Source organism: Halovenus marina (assembly GCF_051414115.1).
Taxonomy (GTDB): Archaea; Halobacteriota; Halobacteria; order Halobacteriales; family Haloarculaceae; genus Halovenus; species Halovenus marina.
The window spans coordinates 791584-817725 of sequence record NZ_JBLKNZ010000001.1 but is presented as its reverse complement, the minus strand read 5'-3'; the positions used below and the strand labels follow the sequence as shown (position 1 = coordinate 817725).

Here is a 26142-nt window from a genome sequence, read left to right as displayed (position 1 = left end):
TACGGTGCCAGCCCGGTCTACGGCAGAATTCCCTCGGCAGCAATCTGTGCGAGTTCGACGACCGGGCCGAAAGCTGGAAGCAGGAGAACAGTCACGAGCGCAGCGAGGGCGAGCGAGACGTACAGTCCCGTCGGGTAGCTCTCGATCTCGCGGTCCGTGGCTGGCTCTTCGATCCACATCGCCTTCACCACCCGCGAGTAGTAATACAGCGAGACGACGCTGTTGAGTACCAACGCGACCGCAAGCAGCGCCACGCCGCCGTTGACCGCCGCGAGCAGGAGATAGAACTTCGAGAGGAAACCCGCGCCCATCGGCAGTCCTGCGAGCGAGAACAGGAAGATGGTCATCGCCGCGCAGGCGAACGGGGCGCTGCGTGCCAGCCCGTTGAAGTCCTCGAAGGTTCGGCCCACGTCCCAGTGTTCGGTCAGCGCGATGAAGAGGAAGGCCCCCGTGTTCATGAAGCCATAGACCAGCAGGTGTGCCAGTCCGGCCCCGAGCACGAGTCCTTGGTCGGCCCCACCAGTTAGCGCGCCGAGCGCGATGAGGACGTAGCCCGCGTGGGCAATCGAGGAGTACGCGAGCATCCGCTTGACCTTCTCCTGTTTGAGCGCCGCGAGGTTGGCGACGGTCATCGTCACCACTGCGAGCACCTGGAAGGCGACCACCCAGTCGAACGTGTCGACGACCTGTGCGTGCGGGAACACCTCGACGAAGATGCGAAAGCCAAGTACAAATCCGGCCGCCTTCGACGCCGAGGAGATGAATGCCGAAACCGGTGCGGGCGCGCCCTCGTAGGCGTCGGGTGCCCAGAAGTGGAAGGGCACGCTCGCCGTCTTGAACGCGATGCCACCGAGGATGAAGAGCATCCCAAGTCCGACGATGGGACTCGCCCCGTCAGCGACGATAGCGTCGGTGATGGCGTCGAACTGGAGGACGCCCGTGTCGGCATAGACCAGCGAGACGCCGTAGACGAACACCGCCGAGGACAGCGCGCCGATGAGGAAGTACTTCAGTCCGCCCTCGGCGCTTCCCTTGTTCGTCTTCAGCGAGGCGACCAGCGCGTAGGAGGGCAAGGAGGCAAGTTCCAGCGCGATGAAGGCGGTGACGAAGCTGTTCGCCGCGCCCATCGTCGCCATTCCCGTCGCCGCGAGCAGCATCAGCGAGTAATATTCTGCCTGATACGGGTGGTCGGAGAGATACTCGTAGCTCCCGACGACGACCAGTAGCGTGACACTCGTAACGATAGCCGCCACGAACAGCGCCATCCCGTCGACGACGAGCGCCCCGTCGAACAACTGGATCGGCCCGCCGGTTCGCTCCTGCCCGGTTCCGGCCGCGAGGAACCAGCCCGCGACGCTGAGCGAGGCGAGCGCGGTGACGGCGGCCGTCCCCGACAGCAGGAGACTGTTCCTGCTGTCCGGGTCGATCATATCGAGGACGAACAGGAGAAGTACCCCACCCAGCAGCACCAGCACCGGGGACACCGCCATCCAGTCCGGAAGCTGTGCGATGTCGCTCATGCCAGTTCACCTCCCGTGACGCTGGTCGTGGCATATTCCACGAGCGGGTTGACTCCGTCCTGTATCAACTCGTAGATCAGGTCGGGGTTGACGCCGAGGAGGATGACCAGTCCGAGCAACACCGCAAGCGGGGCCACGTCGTGAAGCGGTGCGCGTCCGACCTCGTACTCGGTTTCGAGTTCGAAGGGGCCAAAGAGGGTGCGCTGCATCGCCCAGAGCAGATAGCCCGCGACGATGACGATACCGAACATCGCCACTCCGGTCACGAGCGGCGAGGCCGTGACGATGCCGTCGAACGACCCGATGAAGATCAGCACTTCGGCGGCAAATCCACTCATCAGCGGCAGTCCCATGTATCCGAACGCACCAGCGACGAAGATGCCGACCGCCCACGGCATCCGGTCTGCGAGTCCAGACATGTCCCCGACCATCCGCGTGTGAGTCGCGTTGTACAGCACGCCGACGGCCATGAACATCAGCCCGGAGATGAGACCGTGGCTGACCATCTGGAAGGTCGCGCCACCCATTCCGTGTGGGGTAAAGGCCACCAGGCCGATGAGCACGTAGCCCATCGACGAAATCGACGAGTAGGCGACGATGCGTTTCAGATCCTGCTGTGCCAGCGCGAGCATCGCCCCGTAGATGACGCTGAGCACGCCGACAGCGGCGATAATCTCCGGGACGGGGCTGGTCATCGCAACCTCTGGCAGCATCGTGAAGTTGAACCGAAGGAGCGCATAGGTACCCATCTTCAGGAGGACGCCAGCCAGAATGACCGACACCGGCGTCGGTGCCTCGACGTGTGCATCCGGCAGCCACGTGTGGAAGGGGACGACCGGCACCTTCACCGCGAAGCCGACGAACAGCAGGAGGAAGGCCAGTTCCTGGATCATGGCAGCGCTCAGTCCGGCGAAGGAGTCCAGTTCGCCCGCGTGAAGCGCCTGCGTGATCTCTGGCATCGAGAGCGTCCCGATAGAGTCACCGAGGCCGAACACGAGCAAGGCGAAACCAGCAAAGAGAACGAGCGAGGCGATATTCGTGTACAGCAGGAACTTGATGGCGGCGTACTTGCGCCGCGGGCCGCCCCAGATTCCGATAAGCAGATACATCGGAATGAGAACCGCCTCCCAGAAGATGAACCAGAGGAAGAAGTCGAGGCCGGTGAACACGCCGATGAGCGCGGTTTCGAGCAGGAGCATCAGCCCGTAGAACTGCGACTGGCGCTCGTCGATGGGCGTCCACGAGGAGACCAGCGCGAGCGTCGTCAGGATCGTCGTCAACACCAAAAGCGGGAGACTGATCCCGTCGACGCCGACGTTCCACTGGAGGGTGTACTGGCCGATTTCGACCCAGTCGACCCTCGTCTGGAAGGCGATGTCCCCACCGGCGAAGAAGGCGTTGCCCTCGCCGGAGTAGGTGGAGAACATCCACAGACTGCCTGCGAGCGGAACAAGGCTGAGCGCCGTCGCCAACTTTCCGGCGAGTCGGTCGGGGACGACGAAGACGAAAAGCGCCGCGGCGAGCGTGAATCCGAGCAGCCCTTCGATGATCATTCAGAACCACCCCCCGACGAGGCCAAAGACCACGACAAGGAAGAGCAGTCCCAGCGCGAGCAGGGCCGCGTAGTTCGTGACGACGCCCGTCTGGAGCCGCTGGAACCGTTTCCCGAGCGCGACGCTCACGCTCCCGATACCGTTGATCACGCCGTCGATGATGCTCCGGTCGAAGGTGTCTGCAGCGCGTGCGAGTGGCAGTGTGACGCCCGATGCCAGCCAGACCTGATATTCGTCCTGATAGTAGTTGTTCATGAGTAGCGTGCGAAGACTGCCGAGCCGTTCCATGTGCGGGTCGGGGTCCGGCCCGTGGTAGAGCGACCACGCGAGCGCGAGGCCCGCGAGAGCGAGAGCGAAGGCGACTACGCCCGGCACGATAGGCGAGAGATCAGCCGACTCGTAGGGCAACTGGTCGGCGTAGTGATGCACCGAGAGCGCGCCCAGGTCGCCATCGAGCGTCGCCCCGTCGAGCCACTCGTGGAGGTACAGGTTCTCCTCACCGATGTACTCCTTGAGTACGCCCATGTTGAGCACGCCAGCGACGGTGGCGAGGACGCCGAGTGTCGCGAGCGGGAACTTCACGTTCCAGCGCACGGGTTCCGGGTCACGCGCCTGCTCGGTGCGGGCGTCGCCGTGGAAGGTCAGATACACCATCCGGAAGGTGTAGAACGCGGTCAGCACCACGGCGAGCAGTCCGAAGGCGTAGGCGACGAGCAGGAGCGGTTCACCTTCGAGCGCGTGGATGAGCGTCTCGTACAGCGCCTCGTCTTTCGACCAGAAGCCAGCGAAGGGGAAGATGCCCGCGAGCGCGAGCGACCCCGCGAGGAAGGTGTAGTAGGTGACCGGCATCCGGTCTTTCAGGCCGCCCATATCCCACATGTTCTCGTTGTGATGCATCGCGATGATGACCGACCCCGCGCCGAGAAAGAGCAGCGCCTTGAACACGGCGTGAGTCGTCAGGTGAAAGACCGCGGCCGTGTAGCCGCCGCCGCCGAGCGCGAGCATCATGTAGCCGTACTGCGAGATGGTCGAGTACGCGAGCACCTGCTTGAGTTCCTGCTTGACGAGCGCCATCGTCGCCGCAAACAGCGCCGTAAAGCCGCCGATCAGTGCGATGATAGTCAGTGCTGTCGGCGAGAGGAGATAGAAGCCGTACATCCGTGCGACCAGATACACACCGGCAGCGACCATCGTCGCCGCGTGGATGAGTGCCGAGACGGGCGTCGGACCTTCCATCGCGTCCGGCAGCCAGGTGTGCAAGGGGAACTGCGCCGACTTGCCGACGACGCCGCCGAGGACGAGCAAGCCGAGGACGGTGACCCACTGCTGCTCGGAGAAGCCGAGGAACGTGTTCATCATCCCCTCGCCAGCGAGCGCGTCACTCGCTGCGGTCACGAACGACTCAGACCCGGCAAACGCCGTCGTGCCGAACGTGGCGAGAATCCCAACGACGCCGATGAGGAAGAAGTAATCGCCAAACCGAGTCACGAGAAAGGCCTTCTTGGCCGCGCTCGCCGGGGCCTCGTCGCGGAACCAGAAGCCGATGAGCAGATACGAACACAGGCCGACGAGTTCGAAGAACATGAACGCCATCAGCAAGTTGTCGCTGTAGACGAAGGCGAGCATAGAGAACGTAAAGAGGCCGAGTCCGGCGTAGTACCGGGGCAGTCCAGTCTCGCCCTCGTCGTTCATGTAACCAAGCGAGAAGACGTGGACGAGAAAAGAAATCAGCGAGACGATGACGAGCATCAGCGCCGCGAGCGGGTCGATGAGCAACCCGAAGGTCAACTCGACACCCTCGACCGCGACGTCGCCAGTACCCGCCCCGACGAAGGTGTACAGCGTCTCCTGATAAGGGCCAGATCCGCTCGCAATTTCGACGACGATCCACAGCGAAAACACGAGCGAGGCGGCGGTTGCGGCGATGCCCGCCAGCGCACCCCGTTTGGGCATGTACGAGCCGAAAAACAGCGCGATCACAAACGAGGCAAGCGGGAACAGTGCGATTGCTGGTGCGAAGTCGAATGCTCCTGTCATGTTACCACCTCATCGTCGCCGCGTCGGTCACGTCGATGTCGTCGAAGTTGCGGTTCACCACGAGGATGACGCCGATACCGACCGCGACTTCTGCGGCCGCCAGCCCGATCACAAAGAGGGCAAACACCTGCCCGGTGAGCGTCCCGTGGAAGTAGGCGAACGCGACGAGATTGATGTTGGCCGCGTTGAGCATCAACTCGACGGACATCAGAAAGGACAGCGCGTTCTGTCGGACGAGAATCCCGAACAGGCCGATACAGAACACCGCTGCAGAGAGGAACAGATACCACTCCATGGGGACGGCCATCTACTCCTCACCCCCCTCGCGCTTTGCGAGCATCAGGGCACCGTCGAGTGCCGCATCCAGCGCGACCGCGAGCAGAATGAGCGCGGCCAGAAAGCTCTCCGTCTCGACGCCAGCCTCCTCGATTGCGCCGATGAGCGAGTAGCCGATAGCGCCGACGACGCTAATGTCCCCGAATGCGGCGGGCGTTCCGAAGTTGGCGCCGACGAAAACCGCCGCCATCACGACAAACAGACCAACGGCGATGAGGCCCGGCACGACCCCGCGGTCGATGTCGATGAGTTCGGGGCGGGTCGTCATGCGGTGACCTCCTCGGGGTTGCTGTCTCGGGTGGTGAGCATCGCCGCAAAGGCGATCAGGATGAGTACACCCCCGATGTACACGAGTACCTGCATCGCGGCGATGAACTCGGCCTCCAGCATGATGTAGTGGGCCGCCACGCTCGAAAGTGCGAGTCCGAGCAACAGCGCGGCGTGCCACACGTCACGGACCAGAACGACGCCCAGGCTACTCCCGAGCGTGACCAGCGCGAACAGCCCAAAGGCGAGTTGCTCCAGTACCATCGTTATTGGGTGATCCAACTGGCGTGCTTTTCAAGATTCCCCTTTTGCTCTCCGAGTACTCCCCATTTGACTTCGATATCCCCTTTCGAGAACCGTGACCACTTTGCTACTCGACACGTCAGTACCCCCTATGTACGATTTCGTCGTCGTCGGTGCGGGGCCAGCGGGGTCGCGCTTCGCCCGTGGTGCCGCAGAGCGCGGCCACAACGTCCTCGCCTTCGAGCAGGGGACCGTCGGCGAACCGCTCGCGTGTTCCGGTCACGTTAGCACCGATATCTGGGCGTTCGTGCCCGACGGCGCGCGCGAGCGACTCGAACAGAACGCCATCTACGGCGCGCGATTTCACACCGGCGGCCCGGACAGTAACCCCTATCGCTTCTTCAGAGACGAGGTGGTCTCGAACGTCATCGACCGCGTCGAACTCGACCGAACGCTCGCCGAGGCCGCCCGCAACGCAGGCGCGGAGGTTCGCGAACACCACACCGTCGTCGGTCTCTCCGAGTACCGCGATCACGTCGCCGTTCGCGTCCGTGGTCCCGACGGCGTCGAGACGTACCGCGCCCGGATGGTCGCTGGCTGTGACGGGCCGAACTCCCGCGTCCGCGAGTCAATTGGCTTGCCCGACCCCGACGAACTGCTCCACGGCGTGCTCGGGTTCGACGACGAAGTCGACCACGACGACTTCGTCGACGTACACCTCACCATCCCCTCGTTTTTCGCGTGGCGCATCCCCCGCGGCGAGGCTGGCGTCGAGTACGGACTGGCGACCCCGCCGGACGCCGACGTCAGCGCCCGATTCGAGGCTTTCACCGACGGCTACGGCGTCTCGACGGACCGACGCTGTTCGGGGCTGATCCCGATTGGCCCCCCCGACACGGTGACCTCGGGACGGGTCTTCCTGATCGGTGACGCGGCCGGACAGAACAAACCGTTCACCGGCGGTGGCATCCTCTATGGCATGACAGCGGCCGACTGCGCCGCCCGAGAGATCGACCCCAGCGACCCCGAGACGCTCGCCGCCTACGAGCGCGCCTGGCGCGACGAACTCGCGACCGACATCAGACTCGGCCACGCGATTCGGCGCTGTTACTCCCTTCCAGAGGCTGTCCAGCAGTTCGGAATGGGCCTGTTCGAGGGGGGAATCGGCGTCCACATGGACCGGCCGACGTCGCTGTTTTCGACCGAGCAGTTGCGTGCGATGCTTTCGCGGTGAGGTGTCTGTGGACGACTGCGAGGTTCTCGAATCCCGAACGGTCTGGAAACGGTCCTCACCGACTGGTGAGCACGACTCTACTCCACAGGGACATCATCGGGTTCGTCCGGCGTCCAGTCGATTCGAACCCGCCGGACACGCCGGGCCGTCGCGTCGACGACGGTGATCACGACGGTGCCAAGCTCTACTCGGTCGCCCTCCTCGGCGAGTTGCCCGGTGTGGTGGTTGACCAGCCCCGCGACCGTCTCGAATGGACCGTCGGTCTGTATGTCGAGACCGAGTTGTTCGTTGACGTAATCGACAGTCGCCCAGCCGTTCACGAGGGCCGTATCTTTGTCGACGACGCGGACGGGGTCGGTCTCGTCTCGGTCAAATATCTCACCGACGACTTCCTCGACGAGGTCCTCGATTGTGATCAGGCCGACGACCGTCCCGTACTCGTCGACCACGATTGCCATGCGATGCCCGTCGAGTTGCATCTCGGTCAGCAGTTCGTCGACGGGCTTGCTGGCAGGGACGAACGGCATCTCGGTCAGCACATCAGTGATAGACTCACCCTCTGACCGCGCTCGTAGCACGTCTCGGAGGTCGACGAACCCGCGGATGTCATCGCGGTTCTCGCCGTAGAGCGGAACGCGGGTCACGCGTTCGCGCCAGCAGGTCTCGATAACCTCCTCGGGCGTCGTGTCCACGCTCGCGGTCACCATCGCCGAGCGCGGCACCATGACCGTCTGCACTGACGTGGCTTCGAGATCAAGCACGCTCCGGATCATCGCGCTCTCGCCTGTATCGAGCACCCCACTCACTTCGCCGCTCGTGACGATTGTCGCGATCTCCTCGCGTGTGACGTAGGTCTCGATGTTCGACGACCCGCCGGTCAGACGGTTGATCGCCCCGGTGGCAACCTCGAAGACTAAAAGCACCGGACGGAGCAGTCTCTGGATGACACGGATCGGCCGAGAGACGCGCAGCGCGTGTTTCTCCGCGTTCGTGACGGCGTAGGACTTCGGCGCGATTTCACCGAAGACGATGACGAAAAAGCTGGTTCCGGCTGTCGAAATTGTTGCGGCACTCCCCGCCGGAAGAAACTGCACCAGAATCGCCGTGGCGACGCTCGCGGCCGCAATATTCGCAACGTTGTTGCTGACCAGTGCGGTGACCAGAAACCGATGCGGGTCGTCGCGGAGGGCGGCCAGCGCGGCCGCACCAGGGACGTTAGCAGCCTCGAGCGTGTCGATGCGGTGACCCGGTACCGAAAACACCGCGAGTTCGCTACTCGAAAAAAAGCCACTGATTGCGGTCAGGATGACGATAGCGACGAGACCAAGAAGCGTGAGGGTCAGAACCATATCAGAACGTCGGACACACAGCGGAAAATAGTACGGGATAGGTCTCATTAGAACGCTATCGCTGAACCGTTGGAACTGCGGGAAAACGGGTGGATACCCAGTGGGCCAGCTGAGATTTGAACTCAGGTTACGGCCACCCGAAGGCCGAAGGATACCAAGCTACCCTACCGGCCCACACGTAGAGGATGACCCCTGATTCGTTTAACCGTTGCGAAAAGCCGGGCGGTCTCGATGCGCGAAGTCGCTCAAAGCGCTCGTCAGTACTCGGTGAACCCCTCAGTGTCGAGCCAGTTGTGCGCGACTGTGATCGCGTGGTCTGCGTGCAACCGTTCCGGGCCGAGGCTGTATCGCTGGTCTGCGATTGCGTCTATCGTCTCGCGCTCCTCGTCGGTGAAATCGTGATGATCCGAGAGTACGAACACGGGCGAATCGGGCGGTGAGCGCGCTCCGACACCATCGCCGTCCTCATGCAGACAGACGACTGTTCCCTCCAGGTCAGCGAGCGTCTCTGCGAGCCCTTTCCGAACCAGCGAGATTCCGGGCGCAATCTCGACGGGGATGTGACCGATAGCGTCCTCGTGGCTGGCGAGTGCGTCCCGGATGCGGGCCGCTGTCGACCGCTCGTCGGGGTTGAGGCCCTGAAGCGTGGCCCCCTCGAACTGAACGGTGTACTCGCCGACGACGAGGTGTGTACGCACGTTAGACCGGATCCCGTGTGAGCGCAAAAGCGACGCGTTGACCGCGCGGGCAAGCAGATCCATCCTACCCGCGCCAGGCAGGTCGTCGAGGGAAAATTCGCCCGCAGCGGGGGCCTCGTGGCTCACGATGACGAACTGGCGCATACGCTGCACTGACACGCTCAGTCTTTAGTTCCGTCGATGGGCCACGCGTCAGCAAGACCGGACGGCGCGAGCAGTCACCACGTCAGCGAGGGCAGGCGGCGCGAGCAGTCACCACGTCAGCCCCTCGTAGGTGATCCCGTCGCGCCGCGAAACGGTTCGGCGGCCGTCAACGACGACTGGCTCGGCCATCTCGTCGAACGCCGAGTCGAGCGTCTCGAACTCGTCCCAGCCCGTGACGACGACGGCGCCCGCCGCGCCCGCGAGCGCCTCGCTGGCGCTGTCAGCGTACGTAATGTCGGGGAAGCGCTCGGACATGGCCTCGCTCGCGACTGGGTCGTAGGCGACGATTTCGGCACCCCGTTCCTGCAACCCCTCGATGATCGGGGTCGCCTGTGAGTTTCTGATGTCGTCGGTCCCGGGCTTGAATGCGAGACCGAGTACCGCGACCGGTCGTCCCTCCACGTCGACGTGCTCGTCGAGCAGCGCGAGCAGCCGTTCGGGCTGTTGCTCGTTGACCGCGACGGCGGCGTCGAGCAGTTTCGGTTCGTATCCCGCCTCGCGGGCGGCGGCCATAATCGCGGCGGTGTCTTTCGGGAAACAGCTCCCGCCCCAGCCGACGCCGCTGCGGAGAAAGCGCGCGCCGATCCGGTCGTCCATGCCGAGCGCCTCGGCCACCTCGTAGCTGTCGACGTCGAACTCCTTCGCGATGTTGCCGAGTTCGTTGATCAGACTCACCTTCGCGGCGAGGAAAGCGTTGTTCGCGTACTTGATGAGTTCGGCCTCGCGTCGGCCAGTCTCGAAGGCGGGCACGTCCCCGAGCAGCGGTTCGTACAGGTCATAGAGCACGTCGAGCGCGCGCTCGTCGCCGTCGGTGCCAAACACGACACGGTCCGGGTTCTGGAAGTCTGTCACCGCCGACCCCTCGCGCTGGAACTCGGGGTTCACCGCGACGCCCAAGGAGTCGCCCTCCTGCCTGCCCGATGCAGATTCGATGGTCGGAATGAGCGTCTCGTCGGTCGTTCCCGGAACGACGGTGCTTTTCACCACGACCAGATGGTATCCGTCGGCGTCTGCGAGTGCCTCCCCGACGGCACGCGCGCCCGCCTCCATCACGCTCAGGTCGATGCTGCCGTCGGCGTCGCTCGGCGTCGGCAGCGCGAGCATCGTGAGGTCAGTGTCTGGAACGACACCGTAGTCAGTCGTCGCTCTGAGAGTGTCGCCGCCGTAGGTTTCGAGCAGTTCCGCCAGCCCGGGTTCGTGTATCGGCGTCTCACCGGCGTTGATCTGTTCGACGATGTCCTCGTCGACATCGATTGCCCACACGTCGTGACCGGCGTCGGCCAGACAGGCCGCAACCGTCGTCCCAACGTAGCCGCTGCCGACGATGCTGACGTTCATTACTCACTTGTACTCGACTCGTAGTCTTGACCTTTTGGCTCTGCGGGCTCACAGTCGGAAAAAGCGACCGTGGAAGCCAAAGGGCTCGACGTGCGGGAGTCGTGCGCGAGCGAGTTCGGTTACGGTCTCGGCGTCGAACACGAGCAGCCAGGAGTGTTCGGCGGCGACGTCGAGTGCGGGTGCAAGTATCACCCCGTCGTCCTCGTCCGTTCCGTCGGGGCGCGGAACGAATCGAGGTTCCTCGACGTACAGGTCAGTCTCCCACCACTCCATGGCCCGACCTCGTTCGGTGTCGACTTTCACGAGTCCGTTCGCGCCGCGACGGTCGGTGGCCTGTGCGTAGGCGTATCGGTAGAGGTGAGTCTCATGGTCGGATGGAACCGTCGGGAGTTCGATCCCCCCATCATAGAGCTGTCTGCTCGTGAGTTGCCCATCGGGACCGATCCGATAGCGAACGAACCGGCCCGGCGGCGCGGCGTCGAAACCCTCGCGTTCGAGCGAGTCGAACGACAGCGCCGAGACGATAGTGTCGTCCTCGAAGGTGACCAGGTCGACGACGATCTCCTCGCCGTCGTCGAAGGCGTTGACAGTGTGCAGGGTAAAGAACGGTGCTGTGGTCGAGTGCTCGGTGACCGCTCCCGTTTCGCGGTCGATCACGTGAAAGCGGGTGCCCCGGTCCGGTTGCCAGTCGAGCAACTCGAAAAAGCCCTCGGAGAAGGGCGAGAGCGCCTTCCGGATGTCGATCCGCAGCGGCGTCTCGACGAGCACGGCGTGGTCGCGGGTCACGGGGAGGCTGTGAACGTAGGCGGGCGAATCTGTCTCGATGGAGGCAACTACCTCCCGACGGCGTGTGCCGTCCGGGATTCGAAAGACGTGATAACGGTGTGTGCGGCCAAACGAGAGAGCGTGACCGACCAGTTCGCCGCGCGGATCCGCGACGAGATGGGCCGAGATCATGTCGGGGTCGAACGTGTCCCGAAAGGTGAACTCGCCGGTTCGTTCGAGCGTCTCCGGGTCGAATGTCTGCCAGCGAGGCACTTCGGTCTGAGCGACGTACTCGCCGTCGATACGGGTGACGTGGACGTTCGCGTTGTCGGTCGGTTCCGGCGGGCCGAGTGCGCGTGCCCAGCGGCTGAGCTTTCCGAGGCCGCTCTCGTCGGTCGCGAATTGGCCACTCAGGCGGCCGTCGGCGGCCTCCCTGTACGCGTCGGTTCGGAGGAACCGATTGCTGTAGGTGACCCCATCGTCGAACGTGTAGGAGCGAACCATCGCGAGGCCGTCGAACCAGTGTCGAAATCGTCGCCCGTCGACCTCGAATTTCCCCGGGCCGTTGCGGACCAGACGCCCTGAGAGCCAGTCGGGTATCGTCCCTTCGACGGGAAGGTCGTACTCGCTATACTCGGTCTCGACCGACCGAAAACCAACGGTGAACGCGGGAGCGGGCACGGCGACAGGTAGGGCAGTCAGGCGTAAAATGCTATGGCCGAGACCAGCTACTCACCAGCCGATGTCAGGACATCGAGCGCTTCACTCCCCGGCCGAGGTGATTCCGTCGAGCGCCTCACTCGCCAGTTTGGTCGTCTCGTAGCCGCGCTCGCCCGCGACGGTCGTTTCCGCGATCAGTCCAGCGGCGCGCAGTTCCGCGAGCAGTCCGTGCAGGTCGCTCTCACAGAAATCGGAGAAATCGAGCAGAGTTCGGACCGCGAGTGGTCCGGTCGCGTCGAGTTCCAACAACAGACCAAGCGTCCGCGTCTCGTGAACGGCAGTCACGAGCGTCCGCACCGACTCGGGAACCGACTCGGCGGCGGTCGACAGCGCTGATTCCTCCGGACGAATCGCTAACTGGTCGTTTGGAAGGTGCTGTCGTTCGCCAGTTTCTGGGTCGCGAACGAGACTGGAGTCGGACGAGCGTTTGAGCAACAGATACCGGTTCCCGTCCTCGTCTTCGACTGTCTGTCTCACGATTTGTCCTCCATTTCTGTATCAGTCGTCGAATCCGACCCGTCGTGGTCGAACTCCTCGTCGTCGAGGCGTTGCTTCGACCGATAGGTTCGATACACGGCGTACGCTAACACGACCACTCCGAGCGCGAACGCACGCAGACCGAGGGTCGAACTGCGAAACACGAACAGCAGGCCACCCAGACTCGTCGCGAGTAGCCCGACCTTGTAGAGTACAACGAGTTTCCAGAACAGCGTTCGCAGCCCCGGATCGACGTCCTCGTAGTTCGCGACCGAATCAGGGAGGTCAGCGTTCGGGTCGGGGGGCGACGGAGCCTCCGGTGGTGAATATTGGCTGTCGGGGATCGATCCCTCAGCCGAGTTCGAGTCCGGGTCGAGCAACTCGTCCGGGTCGGTCACAGGACAGAATAGTCGGGGGATGGGCAAAACCCGTTCGCTTCACCGTGCCTCTGAGAGCGCAATCGCGTGGTCGGCCTGGATCCACGCGAGCGGTTCCTCCGTATCGTAGAGTACTGTCCCACCCTCGGCGTCGTAGACCCCCGTCGCTTCGATAGCGTCGTCCTGGCTCGCATCGTCGGTACGCCGCGTCGTCGTCGGTAGGTCGTCTTCCATATCCATGTGATACCATACCACAGTAGAATAAATAGTTTCGGGATGCGGTGAGGATAGCGCCAACCGAAGGTAAGGGGAGACTACTCGACAGCAGTCGACGACACGAGAGCGACTGGTGAACGGCTACGATGCGTCGATGGCGTCCCCGAAGTCATAACGGCCCGGGTCCTGACCGGCGACCCAGACGGCCGCATCGAGCGCACCGGCCGCGAACACGCCTCGGTCCTCGGCGCGGTGTGTGAGTGTTAGCACTTCGTCGTTTCCGGCGAGCAACAGCTCGTGTTCGCCACGGATGTCGCCCGCTCGCCGGACGAGCATCCCGATTTCGTCGTCCTCGCGGGGCTGGATCCCCTCGCGCCCGGCCACTGTGTCGAACTCGCGGTGTGTTTCGATGTCCGAGAGCAGCGTCTTTGCGGTGCCGCTCGGTGCGTCCCGTTTCGCGTTGTGATGGGTTTCGAGCAGTTCGACGTCGTAGTCGGGAAGCGCCTCGAGCGCGGGACCGAGCGCGCGGCGAAGCGCCTGAATCCCCCGGGAGAAGTTCGTCGCTTTCAGTACCGGTACCGCGGCGCTCACGCTGTCGAGCACCGCGAGCTGGTCGTCCTCGAACCCGGTCGTTCCGACGACGAGCGCAACTCCGGCGTCGGCACAGGCCTGCGCAACATCGACGGTTGCGTCCGGAACGGTGAAATCGATGAGTACGTCGGGGTCGTGCTCGGACAGCGCCTGAGCGGTCTCCGCTGGGTCGTACACCGCCACGGACAGGTCTGCGTCCGTATCGACGTCGATGCCACAGCGGACGGTCACGTCCTCGCGCTCGGCCGCGCGGTCGACGAGCGTCCGGCCCATCCGCCCGGCGATGCCGTTGATCGCGAGATCGACCATCATTCGCCCTCCGGGTACAGTTCGAGTACGTCTCTGAGTCGCTCGCGGTTTTCGGGCGTGATCTCCGTGAGCGGCGAGCGCAGGGTTCCGTTGCCGTAGCCGCGTATCTCCATGGCCGCCTTGATCGGGATCGGGTTCGTCTCACAGAAGATGACACGAAAGAGCGGGCCGAGGTCGTGATGGAACTCCCGTGCACGCACGTAATCGCCGTCGAGGGCAGCCCAGACGAGATCCGAGACTCGTCGAGGTTCGACGTTCGCAGCGACGCTGATCGTGCCGGTGCCACCGACCGAGAGGATTGGAAGGGTCTCGCCGTCGTTGCCCGAGAGCACGTCGAAGGTTTCGTCACGGGTGCGCTCGATTATCTCGCTGACCTGATTGAGGTCGCCGCTCGCGGCCTTGTAGCCCTGGATGTTCTCGTGGCTCGCGAGTTCGACCGCGGTGTCGGCCTCGATGTTTCGTCCCGTCCGCGAGGGGACGTTGTAGACGATCTGTGGGACGTCTACCGCGTCTGCAATCGCCAGATAGTGGTCGATCAGCCCCTGCTGTTCGGGCTTGTTGTAGTACGGTGAGATGAGTAAGAGGCCGTCAGCGCCAGCGTCAGCCGCTCGCTGTGAGAGCGAGAGCGCCTCTGCGGTGTTGTTCGAGCCAGTGCCGCCGATGACGGGAACGTCGACTGCGTCGACGACCGCCTCGATGACCTCGACGTGTTCGTCGTGGCTCACCGTCGCAGACTCGCCGGTCGAACCCATCGGGACGAGGCCGTCGACGCCCGCCGATTCGAGGCGGCTGGCGTCTGCTCTGAGTGTCTCGAAATCGATGCTTCCGTCGTCGTGAAATGGCGTGCACATCGCGGGGTACACGCCGCCGAACGTGTCGAATTCTGTCATGGGTGAGTGTGGGAGTTGTCTGTCTGACTATTTGCTGTCACTCGCTTGTGTCCATCGGTTTCGACAGACGCAGAAAAGCTGACCCGAGACGGCGTCGCCACCGCCGCCACGAGTCTACGCCGCACGCTTGCGTTTGGTGAACAGACCGAACGCTGACCGGGACGCGTTCGCGTCGGTCAGGCCGGTCTGTCGCATATTCAGAGTGTGACAGCGAGGAAACTTAGCTGTTGTGTCTTCGTAGCCGATCGTCTCGTGACGTATCGGATTCCTTATCGAAACGCACCCTTTTTGAGGGGCGGCGACGTATGTGTGTCTGATGGTAGGACACAACGGCCTCAAACTCCGTATGATGCTCGCGGGGAGCATTCTGTTCGTCTTCTACGCGGCCCTTGCCGGGTTCGTCTTCCTGACGTTCGGGACGGGAACCGCCGTCCTCGCGGCAGTATTGCTCGGGAGCGTCGGGTTCGTCGGCTTTCAGTACAAGTTCGGCAAGTGGGCCGCCCTCCGCAGCGTCGGCGCGGAGGACATGCCCGAACAGGCCGAAGGGAGATACGACTACGCCCGGATTCACCAGAGCACCGAGCAACTCTGTTCGGAGATGGGTATCGACACGAAGCCACGGCTGATGGTCGCTGAAATGGGCGTCCCGAACGCCTTCGCTGTCGGACGAAAGGGTGCAGGGACGGTCGTCATCTCGAAGGAGATTATGGATCTGCTGGAATATGAAGAACTCGAAGGCGTCCTCGCACACGAACTCGCCCACATCAACAATCGGGATGTTGTCATCATGGTGCTCGGGCAGTCGATCGCCTCGATGGTCGGCATCGTCGTCCAGTGGGCGTTCATCCTCGGCGGCGAGCGCAACATCGCGAGTTACTTCCTCGGGATGATACTCGGAACGATTGCGCAGATGATCGTCATGCTGTTCGTGATGGCAATCTCCCGATACCGGGAGTACGTCGCAGACAGCGACGCCGCGGAGTACACCCGCAATCCCGAGGCGATGGCCCGTGCGCTCGAAAAGATCAGCAGCGGGAACCAGAACAAAGAGATGAAAGGCGGCGAGACGGTGAACGCGCTGTGTATCTTCGGCGGTAACGGCGGCACTATCCAGCAACTCTTCTCGACGCACCCACCGACGGAGAAGCGCATCGAGGCGCTTCGCTCCTGAGCGTCAGGGGTCGTTTTCGACGGGCGCTCTGACGCCCACAGAGGCCAACGCATTTCAGACTGGACGGCGAACCCGAGCGTATGGCAAAGCGCCACCCGGACCAGCGCGTCGCAGTTCTCGTCGATTCGCAGAATCTCTATCACTCCGCACAGAGTCTCTTCACACAGAACATCGACTACGCGTCGCTTTTGGAACACGCTGTCGACGGCCGACAACTCACCCGCGCCATCGCCTACGTCATCCGTGCTGAGGCTCCCGAGGAGGAGAGCTTCTTCGATGCGCTCGTCGATATCGGCTTCGAGACACGGATCAAAGACATCAAGACGTTCCCCGACGGGAGCAAGAAGGCTGACTGGGACGTGGGGATGAGTCTCGACGCGGTCACGCTCGCGAATCACGTCGACAGCATCGTCCTCTGTACGGGTGACGGTGACTTCGCCCGCCTCTGTAGCCACCTGAAACACGAGGGAGTCAAGGTCGAAACCATCTCCTTCGGGGAGTCGACCGCCGACGAACTCGTCGACGCAGCCGACGAGTTTACCGACATGAGCGGCGACACTGACACGTTCCTGCTCTGAACAGAAAGCGAAACGCTTTGGCCGTCTGTGGACTGGCGTTCGGATATGAACGAGGGCGTACTCAAATCCAAACGGAACCGCTCGCTGCTGGGGCTGGTTGGGGCGATACCGGTCGCGATTGTTGGAGTCGTTCTCTTCGACGGACCGATGCTGTGGCTCCTGCTCGGAGTCGCCGCTCTCGACGCCGTGCTCTTTCCGTATCTGCTCGGGCGAGCAGTGGATGAGTGAACCGGATGAGATGACGGATAGCGGGTGAGTGAACCGTTCGAGGGGGAGAAAGACACTTTGCTGGTGCTCGCGTTTTCGAATGCATCCGCTCATGTCATCAGACGACAACTACGTGCACGCAACCCCCACCGAGACGGCGAAAGCGGAGAGTCCACAGACCCTGCGTATCGACGGCAAGACGATCGGTCTGTTTTACCACGACGGCGAGTTCTACGCGACCGACAACCGATGCCCGCACATGGGCTTTCCCCTCACAGACGGGTCGGTCGACGACGGGATACTGACGTGTCCGTGGCATCACGCCCGATTCGAGATTTCCTGTGGGGACACCTTCGACCCCTTCGCGGACGACGTTCGAACCTATCCTGTCGAGATCAGAGACGGTGAGGTCTACGTCGACCCGGCCCCGGAGGGGGACAGATCCCCCACGGAACACTGGAAAGACCGGCTCGAACACGGCCTCGAAGCAGACATCGATCTCGTCGTCGCCAAGTCCGTGATCGGGCTGGAAGACGAGGGCGTTCCCGAGGCGGTTCCAGTCCGCATCGGGACGGCCTTTGGCACCCACTACCGCCGTGACGGCTGGGGACGGGGACTGACCACGCTGGGAGTGATGACCAATCTCCTCGACGACCTGCGAGCCGAGGACCGCCGCCGGGCGCTCTACGTCGGCCTCACCGAAGTCGCCGACGACTGTGCTGGCGAACCGCCGTTTTTCGTACAGGAACCGCTCTCGGCCGATGACGTCCCTGCTGATCGACTCACGACGTGGTTCCGCGACAATATCGAGGTGCGGGATTCCGACGGCGCCGAGCGCGTGTTGCGGGCCGCGATCACTGCCGATCTCGACCAGTCGGACATCGCAGCGATGCTCGTCGCCGCCGGAACCGACCACCGCTATCTCGACACCGGCCACCGACTGGATTTCATCAACAAGGCCTTCGAGACGCTGGACCACATCGGGTGGGAACACGCAGACGACGTGCTTCCGAGTCTCGTTCCGGGACTGGCGTCGGCGAGCCGTGCCGAGGAGAACGCCTCGTGGCGACAGCCAATCGACATCGCCGAACTGTGTTCCGACGCCGCGGAGGAACTCCCGGAGCGAGTCGAGACGGGCACAGGGCGGACGTGGGACGAACCCGACACCTTGCTGGAAACGCTACTGGGTGAGGACCCACACGAGATCATCGACGCGCTGAAGACAGCCATCTCTCGGGGAGCGAGCGCCGAAGAACTCGCAGGAGTCGTGACATTCGCGGCCGCCCGACGGGTCGCACACTTCGGGACGAGCAACGAGTTCGGCGACTGGAACACCGTCCACCACACCTACACCTACGCGAACGCAGTCCACGGACTCAGCCGACGAACTGGCGCGTGGGAGGTGTATCGTGGCGTCTTCGACGCGGCCATGAACGTCTACCTCGACCGGTTTCTCAACACTCCGCCGACGCCACTTCCCGACCCCGACGGGGACGGAACCCCGGAGGTCATCCTCGATGACCTGCTCGAGTGTTTCGAGGTCGAATCCGACGAGGAGGTGAACCGCGCCGGGCGGCTGACGGCGGAGTATCTCGCGTCCGGCGGTGACAGCGCACGCCTGAAGCGTGCCCTCGGGAGGGTACTGCTTAGAGAGGACGTCGGCTTCCACACTCGGCAGAACGTCGAAGCGGCGTTCACGCAGTACGACGCCGCCGAGTCTGAAGGGCGCGGCAGCGTCCATCTCGTCGCCGCGGCACGCTATCTCGCCGCGCACACCCCGACGCGACGGTCAGGCGAGCAGACGTTCCGGATCGCAGAGCGACTCAACCGCGGCGAGAAGATACACGAAGCCTGACTGGTGACCACCGGGAACGCGAATCGGGACGCTCTTTACGCACACAGCGCCTACGACGGGCTATGAACGACGACTGGCAGGCGATGCAGACGGTTGCCGACTATCAGTTCGGCTCCGGCGCAGGAGAACGCCTGTTTTCCTCCGAGGAATCGCTGTCGATGACCCGAACCAGCTCCGGTCGACCGCGCCAGCTCAAAGCGAACGAAGAGCGCGTCGCGACCTACGAGACTGACGGCCGGTTTAGACTCGGCATGGCCGGTGGCCGCCTGCTGCAGGACGCCGGCGTTGGCTACCGCGTCGTCGTTGGCGACGAAAGCAGACCCTACGTGAGCGAGGGCCGCAACGCATTCGCGAAGTTCGTCGTCGACGCCGACGAGGCTATCCGACCGCGCGACGATGTCGTCGTCGAGCATACTGATGGGACTGTGCTGGCGGTGGGTCGCGCAGAACTGTCGGGTGATGGAATGGCCTCCTTCGAGACAGGGATGGCGGTCAAAGTTCGGGACAGTGTGAAATAAAACGAAGCGCCGGAACCGGTTCAGTTAGTTAGCTGTAGTACGGGTCGTTTTTTGCGTCGTTTCGGAGCGTGTTGAGGGTGCTGAGGCTGACGCTCATCTCCGATCCGTCCTCGAACCGCGTGAACGTCGCGTCGGTGGTCGCCGTGTCGTAGTTCGCCTCGAAAACGAGACAGAAAAAGAGCGTGTGTTAGTCGATGAGTTGCCAGGGAATCAGATGTTCTCTAGAATGGTGTCAAGCAGCATCTCGTCGTCCTGGGAGAGCTCCCAGAACATCACGCCGCCCATCCCGCGGTCCTTCGCAAAGTTGACCTTCTCTGCGATGGACTGCTCGTCGTCGTAGCTGATGTAGATGCCTTCCTCGTCATTTGTCAGCATCGGCACCTCACCGGGGTCGTGATATTCGACTTCCCAGCCGTCTTCTCCGATGTAGTTCTCCTTGAGGTCCCAGAAGTCGAAGGCTCCAGTTGGGTCTGACCCATCTTCGAGCAGGTCGTGCCATGTTCCTTCAGGCAGTCCGTTGTAGGGTTGCCCATAGCCTGGGTCTGCATAGCTCACGCCTTCAAACCCACGACCGTAGAAGGGCAGTCCCAGCACAAGTTCATCGTAGTCTGCAGGTTCAGAGTAGCCGGGTTGTCCTGGAACGTATGGTTCATACTGACCATGGTCGCCAGCATAAAGCAGGTCAACGGAATACTCAAGATAGTACTGAGCGTCGCCCCCTGAGTGGCTTGGATAAGCGTCTCTATCGTCCTGTGGATTTTTGTCAGTAGGACCATAGATCGGCGCGTTCAGCCCCATACCAACGTGCTGTGGCATCCACGAACCAGTGAAGTCGTATGCCATAATCATGACCGCATCACAGGCTTCACCAAGTCGGTCGTGTTTGAGGCCAGCAGCGTTCCAGTCTGAACCACCGTTGGCGATTGAGAGGTGGTAGTACTGGCCGTCTTCTTCGCCCGCTTTGTCGAGACGTTCACGCAGGTCTTCCATCAACAGGGCGTGATTCTCGTAGTCTGCATCTGACCCTTCGGTTCCTTCCTGTCCCTGATCTGGTCCCGGGTGTTCCCAGTCGATATCGATACCATGGAAGTTGTACTCCCGCATCAACTCGACGCAGTTGTCGGCGAATGCCTGTCGGGTACTCTCGTCCGCTGCCATGGGCGAGAAGTTGTCCGACATCGTCCAGCCACCGATCGAGAGGATCAATTTACACCCGTTCTCCTCTGCTTTGTCCGCCATGTCGGCGAACTGCTGGAGGTTCTTCTCGTCTGACTGTCCCTCAGAGTCAAACTCGGTCTCGGTTGTCATCCGGAGCGAGCCATCTGCCTCGACACCCAGGAACGCGTACAGCATGTGCGTGAGTTTCTCGAAGGGCACATCCTCGGGGTAGTAGTCCTGGTCCGGATTTGCCTTCCAGCCAGGGTAGTAGCCGATGACCTTGAAGTCTTCATCCGGCGGGTCTGGCTCGCTTGCTTCAGAAACCATCGCACTGGCGGAGTCGAACGCGTCACCGGCGACCGGTGTCGCATCGTCACCGATGGCGACACCTTCGACTGCGCTGTCGGCAAACACCCAGGCGGTGTGCTCGCCGGGGAAGCCGCCAGCATCCTCGATTGTCACCGAAACAGCCATTCCGGAGGCACTGTCTGCCGCCGCCACGCCTGCGACGATGTTCATATCGCCGTCGGCGTAGGTCACGACGACCGTCGCAGCGCCGTCCGTGCTCACATCAGAGACCGTGACGGCACCGTCGCTGCTCAGTGCCTGATCGTTGAACGACAGCGAGCCCATCGTCGCGTCGCCATCGCCACTGCTACACTCTTCGACCATGTCCCACGGACCCCACTCGGACGAACCGGGCTCGTCGCCCTGCGTCCACCACGAGGCCTCGTAGAGTGCGCCGTCATATACTGCCTGGTCGCCGCCAGTATAGGTCGCCGACGAATCCCACGCGGAGACGCCCGAACAGGCGCCCATTCCGCCGTCGTCATCGTCGTCATCGTCGCCGCCGCCGTCACAGGGGCCGACCTCTTCCCACGGACCCCACTGACTGGACCCCGGCTCGTCGCCACGGGTCCACCACGAGGCCTCGTAAAGTGTGTTATTGTAGACGGCCGTATCGCCGCCCTGATAGGTCTCCGAGGAATCCCAGTCGGATTCACTCGAACAGTCCGCTGCTGATGCTGTCGCACTCGCGCCGACCGCGAGCGCAGACAGAGCTGATGCTTGCTTCAGTATGTTTCGTCGAGTGTGTTTCATTATTGCAGTAGAGTTGTTGTAGTAACTCGCTCTCCGCTCTCAGCGTACCACGCCAGTAACTGTTACCCCCAAATGGCGTGACACGCCGGGGAACAAGCGTATGGATCCGTTACTCGTTCAGCGTGTCCCAGAGCGTGCTGAGGAGCGTGAAGTCTTTCGTGTCGCCGCTGATCGCCCACAGCATCGTCCCGCCGTATGGCGAGTCACGCAGCCATTCGGCTTTCATCTGCATCGACTCCTCCGTGTCGTGGGAAATCATCAGCCCTTCGCCGCGCGCAGCAGACTCGGAGTAGCTCCAGGCTGTGACCGCCTCTTCGTCGATAGTGGTCTCCCAGTCGCCAGAGTCGAGGTCCAGCGTGTTGCTGCCGCCCCGACCGCTTCCGAGCAGGTCGAAGCCCTCCCAGATGCCACCAAGTTCGGTGTCTGGTGGGTAGGAACCTTCGCCACTTGCGTCCTTGTCCTCGCCTTTGTACTTCTGGAACAGCCCGTCGTCCATGCCGTTGCCACTTCCGTCAGGGTCCTTGATTCCGGTCCAGCTACGACCGTAGAACGGCACGGCCATGTGGAGCTGTTCCGGATCCCAGCCCTGCTGCTCGAACCAGCTGAGAGCGTAGGACGCGTTCCACTTGTCCGAGTCCTCGAAGGGATCGTCCGGGTTCTCCTTGAGCGGCGCGTGATGCCGCGTGTGCTCACTCCAGATCCCCGCGGTGTCGAAGGTCATGACGAGGATGAAATCGAGCGCCTCCGAGAGTCGTTCGTGGTCGTACGGCTCCATTTTGCTCGGAGCCGTGTTGACTGCTGCGGTGAGTTCGTACGGCTCGTCACGGTCTGGGTCGTTGGCAGCAGCTTCGTCGAGTCGCTCTCGAACGGTCTCGCACAGCTTCGTGAACCGCTCGATGTCGCCGTCGCGGCTGATGTTGTCCATGTCACAGACGTTCGACTCGGACGTACAGCCGCCACCGTGTGGGTACTCCCAGTCGAGGTCGATACCATCGAGGTTGCCCCGGTTGATCCACTTGACACACTCTTCGGCGAACTTCTCGCGGTTCTCCTGGTTGAGCGCCGCATTCGAGAAGTACTCGGAGTCACCCCAGCCACCGATCGAGAGGACGAAGTTCGTGTCATCCTGTTGCTCGGCCAGGTCGGCGAACGTGCCGCCTTCGATACCGCCCCAGTCATTATTCTTGTCCCAGAACGCGTACTGGCCGTGGCTGTCGTTGCCGACCAGCGTGATCGACGCGTCCTTCTCCGGCCGCGCGAACGCGTACTGGATGTGCGTGAGGTACTCGAAGGGAATGTCCGACGGCGTGAAGTTCCGACCGTACTGTGCCCACTGGCGGTAGTAGCCGACAACGCGTTTCTCGCCAGGTTCGGTTCCACCATCCTTCCCGACGAAGATCGATTTCGTCGTGGAGTCGGAATTGCCGTTCCCGTCCATGACGGTGAGTTTGATGTCGTAGGTGCCCTTCTCCGAGAAGCTGTAGCTCGGAGTTGCGCCCCAGTCCATCATCTCGCCGTCCATGTACCATTCGTAGGACTCCCAGTTCTTGGAGCCGGTCATGTCGAGTTCGACCGACTCGCCAACGTCTACGCGAACGTCACTGGAGTCGATAACGGCTTCGAGGTTGCTGTCGCCACCGTCGTCGTTGCCGTCGTCGCCACCGTCGTCGTTGCCGTCGTCACCGCCACCGCCGCTACATTCTTCGACCATCTCCCACGGACCCCACTCGGACGAACCCGGCTCGTCACCGCTCGTCCACCATGACGCCTCGTAGATCGCGTCGTTGTAGACGACCTGCTCGCCGCCAGTGTAGGTCGCACCTGAGTCCCAGGCACTGATACCTGAACAGTTGCCGGTGTCGCCACCGCCCCCGTCGTTATCGTCGTCACCGCCACCGCCGCTGTCGTCACACGCCCCGACTTCCTCCCACGGACCCCATTCAGAAGATCCGGGTTCGTCGCCACGTGTCCACCACGACGCCTCCCACAGGGAACCGTCGTACACGGCCATGTCGCCGCCCTGATAGGTCTGTGAGGAATCCCAGTCGGATTCACTCGAACAGTCTGCTGCACTTGATAGTCCCGATGCTCCTGCAATACCTGCTGCTCCTGCTATGGATTTGAGTACGTTTCTGCGTTGCATTATTTCCCCGGCACCCTCACGCCCCCACCGGAGCGCCCCAACGCTCCGGTAGCGTGTGCGATGCCTATTCCCACAATACGAGCGTACCTTAATAATCGTTGGGGTTCGTTCACGAATATGTGTGTGGGTTTTATAATACAACTGTGAACGTGTGAGTTACAAATCGGGATCAGTCGGCGGAGATCCGCAAAGATGCAGTCCACAACCACGTCGGTCGTGGCACAGCGACTGACACGACGTCAGCCGGGTCAGTTGACTTCGGTCCAGTAGGCGGAGTTCGGGCCGGGTTCGGCGTTGAGTGAAGCGAGTGTCGCCTCCCAAGTCGAACCGTCGTAGGTCACGCGGTCGCCAACCTGGTAGAGACTCATCGGGTCCCACTTCAGAGACTCATCAGACCCATCGTCACCGCCGTCGTCACCGCCGTTGTCTCCGCCATCGTCGCCGCCGTCGCTTCCATCATCGTTGTCACCGCCATCGTTTCCGCCGTCGTCGCCGCTATTATCGCCACCATCCTCCTCGACCTGTTCCCACGGACCCCACTGACTGGAGCCGGGTTCGTCGCCCCGTGTCCACCACGACGCCTCCCAGACGGATCCCTCGTAGGTCACGCGGTCGCCGCCCGTGTAGGTCGTGCCCGAGTCCCACGCAGGATACTCTGGTTGGGAACCGCCATCATCGCCGTCGTCGCCATCGCCGTCGTCTGCCGATTCGACAGTAATCGTCTGAATCGTCTCGCCCTGGTTGCCGTTGTCGTCGGTGACGACCAGCCGAACGTCGTAGGTGTCCGCCGACTCGTAGATGTGGGTGAAGGTTTCACCCATCGGTTCGAGTCCCGGCTGGAGGTCGTAATCCCAGCCGTACTCGACGATGTCGCCAGCCGGGGCGGTCGAAGCGCTCGCGTCGAAGGTTACCTCCTCGCCGACTGTCGGCGTCTCCGGCATCACCTCGAAGGATGCGACTGGTGCTTCCTGATCGGGTTCCTCCACCGTGACGCTCTGCTCCACCGTGTCAGTATTGTCGTTATAATCAGTCACGGTAAGTGAGACAGTGTACGTCCCAGTCTCGCTGTAGGAGTGGGTCACTGACTCGCCGCTCGTCGTCGTTCCGTCATCGAGGTCCCACTGGTAGTCGGTGATCGTACCGGGTGACGTCGACGCGCTCGCATCGAACTCAACGGTCGTATCGGGCTCGACAATATCAGGTCCCGAGACCACCGCAGTCGGATTGTCAGGTTCTGGGTCAGGCTCAGGAATCGAGTCGGCGTACGGGTCGGTCTGGTACTCGCGGCTCGGCTCGCCGATGTTCGTCTCGCCGCCGACCTCTGGAGCGTCGATCAAGCCCCAGAAGGAGTGCATCGCGAGACCGATGTACTTCTCACCAGTCTCGTCGTCGATATACTGATAGCTCGTATCCGGATCGTCCGTGACCCAGTTCTCCTCGACCCAGCTGTACATCGAATCTGCGTCGCTCCAGTTTCGGTTGGGGTGGCCGTGCTCGTTGATCCCCTGCCCGAGGACAAATGGGGTGTCGAACGGCTGCGTGACACGGCCCAGGTTGGGCCAGAAGATAGGGAAGTTCAGGTCGTAGACCATCGTACAGTAGTAATCGAGGTTGCGATGCTCCATGACCTCCCGGACGCGCGCGTTGTCGGTATTGCGAGTCCACATCGGGTCCTGCGCCATAGAAATATGGAGGTCGTCGGACACCTGGTCGAGATTGTCGAGGATCTCTGGTTTCACCTCGTAGCGGTCGCCGTTCTCGACGTTGATGTGAATCCCGTCGAAGGACTCCTCTGGTGGGTGCTCCGCGTTCCAGTCGAGGATCGACTGTGCCTGTGGCCACGCCTTCGACGCCACCCATCCAGCGACGCCGCCGCCGATTAACGGTTCGATGTTGATGTCGTTCGCATGACACTCGCGGAGGAATGCCTCGACGTCCGCGTCGGGTGCAGCCCGAACTGGTTCCTCCAAGTTCTCACCGCTTGTCGGATCCGAATAGTGTGGGTAGAAGGTCCCGATCCCGTGGGCGTCTGCCTTGTCGAAAAACAGCTGGTAGCGCCCGTCGTAGCCGTCCATCACCGTCTCGCCGTCCATGATGATGGTGTAGGGAACCCAGTCCCAGAGCCCGCGGTCGTTGAACACCGAGGGATCGACGTCGACTGCTGTCTCCTCGGCGGCCGTCGACGCACCTGCGCCCGCGGCCAGCCCGACCGTTGCAACTGTTGCGTTCCGAAGTAGTTCCCTGCGTGTCTGTTTCATAAATTGTGGTCTCGAATGAATAGTTGAGA

At 62.6% G+C, this 26142-nt stretch carries 24 protein-coding genes and 1 tRNA gene; 6 read left to right on the top strand and 19 right to left on the bottom strand.

The features are described 5' to 3' along the window. Positions 1-17: 17 nt before the first annotated feature. The 6 genes from ACMGFL_RS04130 to ACMGFL_RS04105 are packed head-to-tail and all read right to left on the bottom strand — an operon-like array spanning position 18 to position 5977. The gene (locus ACMGFL_RS04130) at positions 18-1520 is read right to left on the bottom strand and encodes an NADH-quinone oxidoreductase subunit N (RefSeq protein WP_436934271.1); all 1503 of its coding nucleotides are present in this window, start codon (positions 1518-1520) and stop codon (positions 18-20) included. Next, on the bottom strand, positions 1517-3073 hold the full coding sequence (locus tag ACMGFL_RS04125; RefSeq protein ID WP_436934270.1) for a complex I subunit 4 family protein: 1557 nt from the start codon (positions 3071-3073) through the stop codon (positions 1517-1519). The genes ACMGFL_RS04130 and ACMGFL_RS04125 overlap by 4 nt, the downstream gene beginning before the upstream one ends. Further along, positions 3074-5110, bottom strand: coding sequence for an NADH-quinone oxidoreductase subunit L (nuoL, locus tag ACMGFL_RS04120; RefSeq protein ID WP_436934269.1), 2037 nt, complete (start codon positions 5108-5110; stop codon positions 3074-3076). Position 5111: 1 nt separating this feature from the next. Beyond that, entirely contained in the window at positions 5112-5417 is a 306-nt protein-coding gene (gene nuoK / locus ACMGFL_RS04115; RefSeq protein ID WP_436934268.1) for an NADH-quinone oxidoreductase subunit NuoK, read from the bottom strand. After that, a complete protein-coding gene (locus ACMGFL_RS04110; protein ID WP_436934267.1) occupies positions 5418-5714 on the bottom strand; it encodes a proton-conducting membrane transporter in 297 nt (98 codons plus the stop codon). It lies immediately after the preceding gene. After that, positions 5711-5977, bottom strand: a complete 267-nt coding sequence (locus ACMGFL_RS04105; RefSeq protein ID WP_436934266.1) for an NADH-quinone oxidoreductase subunit J — start codon at positions 5975-5977, stop codon at positions 5711-5713. Before ACMGFL_RS04105 ends, ACMGFL_RS04110 begins: the two co-directional genes overlap by 4 nt. A gap of 130 nt (positions 5978-6107) precedes the next feature. Here ACMGFL_RS04105 and ACMGFL_RS04100 point away from each other — a divergent pair, with 130 nt between their 5' ends. Further along, entirely contained in the window at positions 6108-7190 is a 1083-nt protein-coding gene (locus tag ACMGFL_RS04100) for a geranylgeranyl reductase family protein (RefSeq protein WP_436934265.1), read from the top strand. 77 nt (positions 7191-7267) lie between these two features. Here ACMGFL_RS04100 and ACMGFL_RS04095 read toward each other — a convergent pair whose 3' ends face one another. The 10 genes from ACMGFL_RS04095 to dapA form a co-directional block, all read right to left on the bottom strand. Further along, positions 7268-8539 (bottom strand): hemolysin family protein, encoded by a 1272-nt coding sequence (locus tag ACMGFL_RS04095; RefSeq protein ID WP_436934264.1) that lies wholly within the window; start codon positions 8537-8539, stop codon positions 7268-7270. 101 nt (positions 8540-8640) lie between these two features. Continuing rightward, a tRNA-Pro gene (locus tag ACMGFL_RS04090) sits at positions 8641-8713 on the bottom strand. Between the two features lie 83 nt (positions 8714-8796). Continuing rightward, on the bottom strand, positions 8797-9381 hold the full coding sequence (trmY, locus tag ACMGFL_RS04085; protein WP_436934263.1) for a tRNA (pseudouridine(54)-N(1))-methyltransferase TrmY: 585 nt from the start codon (positions 9379-9381) through the stop codon (positions 8797-8799). Between the two features lie 108 nt (positions 9382-9489). Next, on the bottom strand, positions 9490-10779 hold the full coding sequence (gene aglM / locus ACMGFL_RS04080; protein WP_436934262.1) for a UDP-glucose 6-dehydrogenase AglM: 1290 nt from the start codon (positions 10777-10779) through the stop codon (positions 9490-9492). Positions 10780-10827: 48 nt separating this feature from the next. Then, positions 10828-12225 (bottom strand): carotenoid oxygenase family protein, encoded by a 1398-nt coding sequence (locus tag ACMGFL_RS04075; protein WP_436934261.1) that lies wholly within the window; start codon positions 12223-12225, stop codon positions 10828-10830. An 81-nt stretch (positions 12226-12306) separates the two neighbouring features. After that, positions 12307-12741, bottom strand: a complete 435-nt coding sequence (locus ACMGFL_RS04070) for a DUF7346 family protein (protein ID WP_436934260.1) — start codon at positions 12739-12741, stop codon at positions 12307-12309. Then, positions 12738-13139 (bottom strand): DUF7322 domain-containing protein, encoded by a 402-nt coding sequence (locus ACMGFL_RS04065; protein WP_436934259.1) that lies wholly within the window; start codon positions 13137-13139, stop codon positions 12738-12740. Before ACMGFL_RS04065 ends, ACMGFL_RS04070 begins: the two co-directional genes overlap by 4 nt. Positions 13140-13178: 39 nt before the next feature. After that, positions 13179-13352 (bottom strand): DUF7331 family protein, encoded by a 174-nt coding sequence (locus ACMGFL_RS04060; protein ID WP_436934258.1) that lies wholly within the window; start codon positions 13350-13352, stop codon positions 13179-13181. 123 nt (positions 13353-13475) lie between these two features. Further along, on the bottom strand, positions 13476-14234 hold the full coding sequence (gene dapB, locus ACMGFL_RS04055) for a 4-hydroxy-tetrahydrodipicolinate reductase (RefSeq protein ID WP_436934257.1): 759 nt from the start codon (positions 14232-14234) through the stop codon (positions 13476-13478). Then, complete coding sequence (gene dapA, locus ACMGFL_RS04050; RefSeq protein ID WP_436934256.1) at positions 14234-15124, bottom strand: 4-hydroxy-tetrahydrodipicolinate synthase; 891 nt, start codon at positions 15122-15124, stop codon at positions 14234-14236. The genes dapB and dapA overlap by 1 nt, the downstream gene beginning before the upstream one ends. Positions 15125-15440: 316 nt before the next feature. Between dapA and ACMGFL_RS04045 the strand changes: the two genes are divergently transcribed. The 5 genes from ACMGFL_RS04045 to ACMGFL_RS04025 all read left to right on the top strand — a co-directional run bounded on the left by ACMGFL_RS04045 (position 15441) and on the right by ACMGFL_RS04025 (position 19453). Then, on the top strand, positions 15441-16295 hold the full coding sequence (locus ACMGFL_RS04045) for a M48 family metallopeptidase (RefSeq protein ID WP_436934255.1): 855 nt from the start codon (positions 15441-15443) through the stop codon (positions 16293-16295). An 80-nt stretch (positions 16296-16375) separates the two neighbouring features. Further along, a complete protein-coding gene (locus tag ACMGFL_RS04040; protein WP_436934254.1) occupies positions 16376-16873 on the top strand; it encodes a LabA-like NYN domain-containing protein in 498 nt (165 codons plus the stop codon). A 45-nt stretch (positions 16874-16918) separates the two neighbouring features. Next, entirely contained in the window at positions 16919-17101 is a 183-nt protein-coding gene (locus ACMGFL_RS04035) for a hypothetical protein (protein ID WP_436934253.1), read from the top strand. A 91-nt stretch (positions 17102-17192) separates the two neighbouring features. After that, positions 17193-18935, top strand: coding sequence for a Rieske (2Fe-2S) protein (locus tag ACMGFL_RS04030; RefSeq protein ID WP_436934252.1), 1743 nt, complete (start codon positions 17193-17195; stop codon positions 18933-18935). A gap of 62 nt (positions 18936-18997) precedes the next feature. Continuing rightward, positions 18998-19453: a PUA domain-containing protein gene (locus ACMGFL_RS04025; protein WP_436934251.1), complete on the top strand. Its 456-nt coding sequence runs from the start codon at positions 18998-19000 to the stop codon at positions 19451-19453. A gap of 210 nt (positions 19454-19663) precedes the next feature. On the opposite strand, the gene ACMGFL_RS04020 is transcribed toward ACMGFL_RS04025, so the two are convergent. The 3 genes from ACMGFL_RS04020 to ACMGFL_RS04010 all read right to left on the bottom strand — a co-directional run bounded on the left by ACMGFL_RS04020 (position 19664) and on the right by ACMGFL_RS04010 (position 26113). Continuing rightward, on the bottom strand, positions 19664-21712 hold the full coding sequence (locus tag ACMGFL_RS04020; RefSeq protein WP_436934250.1) for a glycosyl hydrolase family 18 protein: 2049 nt from the start codon (positions 21710-21712) through the stop codon (positions 19664-19666). Between the two features lie 109 nt (positions 21713-21821). Further along, a complete protein-coding gene (locus ACMGFL_RS04015; RefSeq protein WP_436934249.1) occupies positions 21822-23855 on the bottom strand; it encodes a glycosyl hydrolase family 18 protein in 2034 nt (677 codons plus the stop codon). Between the two features lie 248 nt (positions 23856-24103). Continuing rightward, positions 24104-26113: a PKD domain-containing protein gene (locus ACMGFL_RS04010; protein WP_436934248.1), complete on the bottom strand. Its 2010-nt coding sequence runs from the start codon at positions 26111-26113 to the stop codon at positions 24104-24106. Positions 26114-26142 lie beyond the last annotated feature (29 nt).